The sequence below is a fragment of the Caldibacillus thermoamylovorans genome (assembly GCF_000751775.1).
GTDB lineage: Bacteria > Bacillota > Bacilli > Bacillales > Caldibacillaceae > Caldifermentibacillus > Caldifermentibacillus hisashii.
The window spans coordinates 1-8,226 of record NZ_CCRF01000051.1 but is presented as its reverse complement, the minus strand read 5'-3'; the positions used below and the strand labels follow the sequence as shown (position 1 = coordinate 8,226).

8 protein-coding genes are annotated in these 8,226 nt (G+C 32.7%); 7 read left to right on the top strand and 1 reads right to left on the bottom strand.

The window, feature by feature from the left end:
• Positions 1-534: 534 nt before the first annotated feature.
• Positions 535-1,080 carry a helix-turn-helix domain-containing protein gene (locus BT1A1_RS08695; protein WP_034770147.1) on the bottom strand — a complete coding sequence of 182 codons (546 nt, stop codon included), beginning with the start codon at positions 1,078-1,080 and terminating at the stop codon, positions 535-537.
• Positions 1,081-1,213: 133 nt separating this feature from the next.
• On the opposite strand from BT1A1_RS08695, the gene BT1A1_RS17900 reads away from it, so the two are divergent.
• The 7 genes from BT1A1_RS17900 to BT1A1_RS08665 all read left to right on the top strand — a co-directional run.
• On the top strand, positions 1,214-1,417 hold the full coding sequence (locus tag BT1A1_RS17900; RefSeq protein ID WP_095142587.1) for a PLD nuclease N-terminal domain-containing protein: 204 nt from the start codon (positions 1,214-1,216) through the stop codon (positions 1,415-1,417).
• Complete coding sequence (locus tag BT1A1_RS08690) at positions 1,414-2,319, top strand: ABC transporter ATP-binding protein (RefSeq protein ID WP_034770145.1); 906 nt, start codon at positions 1,414-1,416, stop codon at positions 2,317-2,319. Before BT1A1_RS17900 ends, BT1A1_RS08690 begins: the two co-directional genes overlap by 4 nt.
• Positions 2,316-3,104, top strand: coding sequence for an ABC transporter permease (locus BT1A1_RS08685; protein ID WP_034770142.1), 789 nt, complete (start codon positions 2,316-2,318; stop codon positions 3,102-3,104). Before BT1A1_RS08690 ends, BT1A1_RS08685 begins: the two co-directional genes overlap by 4 nt.
• Positions 3,105-3,125: 21 nt before the next feature.
• Positions 3,126-3,821 carry an ABC transporter ATP-binding protein gene (locus BT1A1_RS08680; RefSeq protein ID WP_081912317.1) on the top strand — a complete coding sequence of 232 codons (696 nt, stop codon included), beginning with the start codon at positions 3,126-3,128 and terminating at the stop codon, positions 3,819-3,821.
• 4 nt (positions 3,822-3,825) lie between these two features.
• Positions 3,826-5,403: a hypothetical protein gene (locus BT1A1_RS08675; RefSeq protein WP_034770137.1), complete on the top strand. Its 1,578-nt coding sequence runs from the start codon at positions 3,826-3,828 to the stop codon at positions 5,401-5,403.
• A gap of 1,593 nt (positions 5,404-6,996) precedes the next feature.
• The gene (ilvE, locus tag BT1A1_RS08670; RefSeq protein WP_034770135.1) at positions 6,997-7,938 is read left to right on the top strand and encodes a branched-chain-amino-acid transaminase; all 942 of its coding nucleotides are present in this window, start codon (positions 6,997-6,999) and stop codon (positions 7,936-7,938) included.
• 48 nt (positions 7,939-7,986) lie between these two features.
• A partial coding sequence (locus BT1A1_RS08665; RefSeq protein ID WP_034770132.1) for a hypothetical protein occupies positions 7,987-8,226 on the top strand: 240 nt, incomplete at its 3' end.

The window sequence follows — 8,226 nt, the reverse complement described above, 5'->3', positions numbered from 1 at the left end:
CAAAAACTGCAATTGGAATGACCAAAAGAATACTTCTCATAACTGAAAAAAAATAAGTTTTTCAGTCAAGGGGGAAGTATGCCCAAAATATAGTAGATAGCCGTTGAAAATTCAGTTATTTTGATGAGTTGGCTACACTTCTCATCTAAATACCGTTATGTTCAACTAAGTTAACAGATTTTACCAAAAGAAATTTGTAGCTATGAATATTTCAGGATTAATGCTGTCATATTTATTGACGTTATTAAGTACGTTCTAATTTATATGTAATGGTGCAATTATTTCTTTGTCCTTTTCTTTATTGTTTGGTTTAATGTTGACATATCATCCATGCGTCTCGATTAGATGTACAAAAATATATTTCAGACTCACCAATGTTTAAGTGCACAAAAACGGACACCTTTTAAAATTTATCTATAAAAAAGGTGTCCTTATATTTCAAGTGTGGATTTGAAATTTAGTTATATGAAATCCTTAAACAAGAACCTTTGACCCTCGCCACAACGTGCGGTTTATGGCACCGTAACAAGGTATTTAACTATCCGGAATAATAGTAATACCGATGGTTTGGGTAGGGGTACTTTTTTCCTTTTTCTTACTGGAAGCGTGGTAATATTTAGTTACCAGTTTGTTTAATTCATTTTGGAACTGTGTGAAATGTTCTTCATCCAATTGAAATTCCACTACAGAAAATGTAGAATTATCGTCCGTACGATTTTCCCCTTCCAGCTTTTGTAGATAAAGCTGATATTTGGATAAAAGCAATAATTGATAATAAGATATATAATCAAGCTTCTCCTTTGCAGAGACCTTTCCCCACTCATTCTTATCCAATGTTGCATAATCTTCATTTAACACATAATACTTTTCAGTCACTGATTTAACCTTTTTTTCCTTTAACACTTGAATGACATCAGCCTCCACCATAGATTGTATGTGTCTATACAATGTTGCTTGTGGTACATCTTTTATGACTTTTACCATCTCCAGAGGAGTTAGGCCATTCTCTTTATTCCCCATTAAAGCAAGACAAATTTTCATTCTTACGGGATGCATTAGAATCTCCATTTTATTATCCATCTTATCACCTCTTTCATTATCATTATAAATAATGAAAATAATTATTGCAATTTACTTTTAACCATGTTATCATTATCAATAACGATAATTAGTGGAGGTGATTAAAATAAAACCGAATCTTGACCTAAATAATATGGATTTCGACATTCTTTCTCCAGTGATATTGCCAATCATCGTAATCATTTTGTTGTTCATCATCTTTGCATTAGTGGATCTATACCGAAACAAAAGTAGGAGAAAAAATGTACTTGTATGGACCATTGTTATCATTTTAGTTATTCCACTAGGACCCATACTTTACTTTATTATAGGGAGAAAGGATAGTGACAAACGATGAAATTGGAAGTTAAAAACGTCACTAAAAAATTTAATGAGAAAATTGCTGTCAATGATTTTTCAATAGCTATCAACTCTGGGGAATGTGTAGGATTAATTGGACCAAATGGAGCAGGGAAAACCACGTTGATTAAGATCATCTCGGATATTATGAATCCCACTTCGGGTGAAGTATTATTGGATGGAAAAAAAATATCTGACATGAAAAAACAAATTGGTTACTTGCCACAATATCCGAATTTTTTTCAATGGATGACTGCAACTGAAACGCTTTTCTTTATGGGACAGTTATCCGGTCTTGATAAAAAAGAATTGAAAACTTCTATTCCGAAAATTTTATCAAAAGTGGGTTTAAGTGGAGAAGAGAATTCAAGGGTCAGTACATTTTCTGGTGGAATGAAACAGCGATTAGGCATAGCACAAGCACTGTTACATAAACCCTCTTTAATATTGATGGATGAACCTGTTTCAGCATTGGATCCGATAGGCCGCAGAGAAGTGTTGAACATTATCGATGAAATAAAGAAAGATACAACCATTTTATTATCTTCTCATATTTTAGGAGACGTGGAAGAAATCTGTGAGCGACTTGTCATCGTGAAAAACGGTAAAAAAATAGAAGATACAACTATGATAGGATTATTGAATAGAAATAGTCAAAATAAAATACGTATTGAATTATCTAATGATCGTGAGGATTGGATTGAACACATCAAGAATTTGGATTATGTGAAAGATGTTGAGTTGACAGGAAATAAATTAAAAGTAGAGGTAGAAAACATTAAAGTAAACAAAAGGATGTTATTGGAAAATGCATTAAAACACCATGTTGATATCGTTAAATTTGAAATAGCTAATGACACACTTGAAGAAATATTCTTAAAAATGGTGGTGGAAAAGTGAAGCAATTTGCAATCTTAACTAAAAAGGAAACCTTACAGTTCATAAGAGAACTTAAAATTGTATGGCTACCATTAGCTTTTATATTTTTGGGAATCACACAACCAGTTGTAACCTATTATTTACCCTATATATTAGAAGCGTTTGGTGGAGGCCAGGGGATTATCATTGATTCAAGTATGAAAGATATAGCGGGGAATGAAATACTTGCCAGTACATTGGAATCGCAGTTCGATCAACTTGGTGTCATCATCATCGTTATCTCAATGATGGGAGTGGTACAATCAGATAAAGCAAATGGAATGCTAGGTTTTATTCTGACAAGACCAGTTAAAGTCGAATCTTATATTAGTAGTAAAATTTTTTCCAACTATATGTTCGTTGCTGGCAGTGTAGCATTGGGGTATGTTGTTTCTTATATATACACCAATTTCTTGTTTACAAGTATACCTTTTACCAGTTTAATAGTTGCATTATTATTTTATTTGTTGTGGGTTTTATTTGTTGTATCATTTACAACTATGGTTAGTACTTTCTTTAACAGCCAAGGTGTTATAGCATTAATTTCTATTGCTGTTCTTTTAGGAATTAGAATGATCGTCGGCCTTAACCCTTTGCTTGATCGTTTGAATCCAGCGAGTATGAGTGAATATGCGAAGGAAGCTCTGGTTTTTGCTGATATCGATATGAGTGTTGTATGGAGTGTATTGATAACTTTATTATTGTCAGCAATCGTAATGAATTTCGCGAAGATGTGGATTGCTAATAAAAAATATAATATTGATTAATCCGTTTAAAGTAAGGAAAGGGTGATTCATTTGTTGAATATTTCCAATTTAAAAAAGAGTTATTCGGAAAAGCAGGTTTTAAAAGGTGTGAACTTGAATGTTAAAAAAGGGGAAATTTTAGGTTTTGTCGGGGCAAATGGTGCTGGGAAAACAACCACATTAAATATCATTACCGGTATGTTGGATTATGAGAGTGGAGTAGTGGAAATTAATGGGTTAAACCAAACAGCAGGATTAGATTATAAAAAGCAATATTTTTTCATACCGGATACTGTAAATGTGTTTAAAAATGTTTCAGGATTAGACTGGATACATTTTTTAATGAATTTGTATGAAATAGAAGAAAATAATAAGTTAGAGGAGTATGTACAAGTATTCCAAATGCAGGAATCCATTGATAAACCCATTGGAACCTACTCTTATGGGATGTTGCATAAAATGTCTCTGATTGCAGCCTTTACAATTAATCCACCAATCATCATTATGGATGAGCCATTAAATGGTCTTGATCCTAATGCAGTGGTTGTTTTTAAGGATTTAATAAAATCCTATGTCGATCAGGGGGGAACTGTAATCTTTTCAACACATCTTTTGGATATCGCGGAAAAAATTTGTACTACGGTTGCCATTTTAAAAGGAGGCAAAATTATTCTACATGATGAGATAAAGAATATAACAGGTAGTAAATCATTGGAATCAATATTCATGGAGGCGTAAGTTTATGAAAGAAAACCTTCAATTCCAGTTAACTAAGTTTTTTATTTCTTCCTTTTACAAGAAACCAAAGCAGCAGATTCAACAGGTAGTATTAATTATTGCGATAATTTATGTTTTATTCCAACTGACTGTCATAAATTTCCTGGTTTATTACTTTATGGATTCTCAACTATTAATTTTTTATAACTTGGCTTTCTCGATCCTTCTAGTTTATATTTTGACTTGTTATTTATCGACAACACAAGCTTTTGCATTTAGTGAATTTAAGATGTTAGCATCTCTACCCTTATCATATAGAAAAATTTCAACAGCTAAAGTAGTGAGTAGTCTATTTGTACCAATCTTCTTGACGATGATCCTCCAGCTGCCGACTATAGGATTTTTACTCATTGATTTTAAGTTTATTGAAGCGCTTAAGTTAATCATATTTTTACCAGTCCTTATTGGATTAATTGCCATGTTTTTGTTATTCGTCCTATCTTGTATCCATAGGTTTTATGCAAAATTTAAAAGTAGAGTTTCTTATTTACTGTTGAATGTTGTTACCATGTTGCTAATCCCTATTATATTTATAGCATATTTTGTAATAGAATCAGGTCTTTTGAATCATACTTACAAAGATGGATTCATAAATGCTGCAAAATATATACTGATCCAGCTTTTTGAAACTGCTAGTTTAATGCCTTGGATAGACTCGATCGTTGAATTCTTTGTATCAAATAAAGTCAGCCTACATTTAATTCTGGTTTATGTAGTATTAATTATAACCACTCTTTTGCTTTCATATTTTACAATTGAAAACATTTCCGTCAATTATTTTAAAAATGCCTTATTGGAAAATAATAAATCACAATGGAAAGGTTCAAGAGTTTATATTTCTAAAAATAAATGGAGTAATTATTTGCAAAGGGAAATATGGGTGATTCAATCTGAGGCATACTTTAAAATGCAAGTATTACTTGGGGTTTTATTAGCACCAATTATCTCAGCTATTTTACTGACGTTATTGCATTTTGATGCATTGCCGGATTTTTTGAACGTCACGAAAGACGAAACATTTGATATTTATTTTTCATATCTCGTCTTATTTTTTTGTTGTATGAATAATGTAAGTGGAACACCTTATTCCAGAGAAGGGAAATACCATTATTTATTAAAGTGTACTCCACTTGATTCTAATCTCGTATATTTTTCCAAGGTGATCATTTCATCAACAATGGGTATTATTGCTTTGCTTCTAAGTTTTCTTCTGTTTGCAATTTTTGGGTTTTGGGAAGTCGAACATTTGTTACTGTTCATGATTATTTCTGGATTGATTATTTGCTATAACTTGTTAACTCCAGTCTATGACATGAGAAATCCACTGACGGAGTGGGAAAATCCATCCGTAGCTGCGAAATCTAACACGAATGTATTAATTAGCTTGATTTATGGATTGCCCATCTTACTTATTATTGCTGCCATTCATTTTGGGCTAATTTGGTTGAATGTCCAATCGCTATTGGCGACTGTTATTGTTTTGCTGATGGTTGTAATTACAATTGTTTTATTGCTCAATCGGTTAAAAAAGGTTTTAATATAATTATTGTTAAGAGTCAACGATTTCCGACATTTGAAGCGACTATTCGGCTTTGCTTCATTCAGAGTGGTGGGTAAGATCATCGGTGTATGATTTTACCCACTATTTCTTTTTTAATTACTGAAGACCTGAGAGTTATGAACCAAACTAATAAAACAGTCTACTTCACTTGCATTCGAATGAGATTCATTATGTTGGTGGGCATCGGTTCTCACGTATAGGTAACTGGCATCAAATTTAAAAATTGGAGATATTTTTTAACAGTGAGGTTGGGACATAACTATTCCAACTATAGAAAAATCCGAACAATTCCACTCATTAGCTCCGGAAATATACTCAAGACTCCTGCGGGAGGTCGGCTAAAAACGGTCACGTCCTGTGACCAACGCCGCACGCTAACGTCCTGTGCGTCGGTCGGCCTAGGTGAGACCCCGCAGCGGGCCTTGCCCACGAGGAGGCTCACCAGCCGCTCATCAGGTGCGAAGTATATTTCCAGAGGGCTTGAAGCACTTATTGTAGATTGTTCGGATTTTATTCTTTCGATTATGTTATGTCCCAGTCTCCTTTTATGTTTGTGTAGTAAAAAATAAATTTTTGTCTATAATTCTGATTATTTTCTTATATAAAGAAAAAAGAAAAAACATATTTTAGAATTGTGTTTAACGCTATCTATATATTGTTATTTTCCTCATATATGAAAATGTCGAGAGGTTATTGACAAATTAAATCTTAGATGATAGCATCCTATGTGAAAAAAACATATTTGAAAATTGCGTTTAAAACTAGCTACATATTGTTATTTTCCTCTTATATGACATATCGGGAAGTTAGTTATTGACACATTATATCTTAGATGATATCGTTGCGAAAAAACAGGTAATTCAACAAGTTGATTGTCTTTGTGAGTAATTTCTCCAAACTAACAAAAAATAAAGAGGAAGTCGAAGATTGTTGAAAGAACGAAATAAAAGGCTTAGTAAATTGGATGGGATAATACAAAAAAGTATGGAAAAAAGTCCGTTAAATTTTCTGAAGAATGAGTATGGTGAAAATATATAAAAAATATAATTCTAAATAAATATCATTTAATTAGATTGTTATATTACGAAACAGGGGGAAAGGAGTGGAAGAAGTGCCTTAGTAAGCAGCTGATACAGAAAGTCATGTAAATATAAGGGGGGAATCACGGAACATACAGAATACTCGCATTCCTAATAAATGGAAAGGATATTTCTATGACCCTTTATATCAATCTCAGAGAATATGAGATCAAAGTGTTGGCCAACTTTGATAACCCCCCCATTCCTCTAAGATTTTTTAGGAGATATTGTATTAGATATAGATAAATATATTTGTGGTTTTCCTCTCTCCTATGTTTAGAACTCAATTTCATTTACCAGAACTTTATGCAATGGAGTAGAGCTTGATTGATACAGTACTGTAGTTTTATCAATCATTGAAGTCAGTAAAGGCAAAATCTTTACTGCAACTGTATCAATCAACACGATAAAATGATTGCTATATTTTGATATGTATCAAGTTGATGAACTTACTATATGAGATGATAAAAATATATATAATAGGGGGATGCTCGTATTGAGTAATCAATGGATTTATCTTAATAATCAATTTGTAAAAAAAGAGGATGCTTTAGTTTCTGTTTACGATCATGGGTTTTTGTATGGTGATGGTGTATTTGAAGGTATCCGCGTTTATGACGGAAACGTTTTTAAATTGGAGGAGCACTTGGAACGGTTATTTCAATCTGCACAATCAATTATGTTAAAAATCCCATACACCAAAGAAGAATTACAAGACTTGGTTGTCGAGACCGTTCGAAAAAACGATTTGAGAAGTGCGTATATAAGATTGATTGTGTCTAGAGGACCCGGAAATCTAGGCATTGATCCAGAAACTTGTCTTCATCCACAAGTAATCATTATTGCAGAAAAATTAGCATTGTTTCCAGATGAACTATATGAAAAAGGGTTAAAGGTCGGATCGGTTTCGACTAGAAGAAATCATCCGGATGTTTTAAGTCCTCAAATCAAATCATTGAATTATTTAAATAATATCCTTGTTAAAATAGAGGCAAATCAAGCAGGAGTTCATGAAGCGTTAATGTTGAACGACGAAGGATATGTAGACGAAGGATATGTAACAGAAGGATCTACTGACAATATATTTATAGTTAAAGATGGAGTAATTTATACCCCGCCAGTATATCTGGAGGCATTAGAGGGAGTTACCCGAAACACAATAATAAATCTGGCTCAAAAATTCAATTATGAAGTTAGAGAAGTTCCTTTTACGCGTCATGACGTCTATATAGCTGAAGAAGTATTTTTAACTGGTACAGCAGTTGAAGTCATTTCGGTTATTGAAGTAGATGGAAGAATAATAGGTGATGGTAAGCCCGGAAAGGTTACTCAACATTTGCTTGAAGAGTTTCGAAAAATAGTAACTGTTGATGGGGTTCAATGTTATCCCGAACTTAAAGATAGTATTGTTGAAGCAGTTAGCGATCTAATTAATTAAAAAATAAATCACAGTAATCCATTCTATTATTAAGAGGAGTTGAAGATAGTGAGCGTTTTGTTATTTGCTACACAAAATGAACGGGATATCAAACAAATAAACCCTTGGATAGAGAAAGAATCTGAGGGAGGAGTTACTTTATTAATTGAATTTAAACTTGAAAATCCTAACATGGAATATCTTAAGAAAGCTATGAATTCGGTTCTAGAGAAGTTTTTTGCGGATTACAATTATAAAGTTTCATATAGGCTATACCCAGGAGATTTAGAAGAAAATCAACAGAGCTAT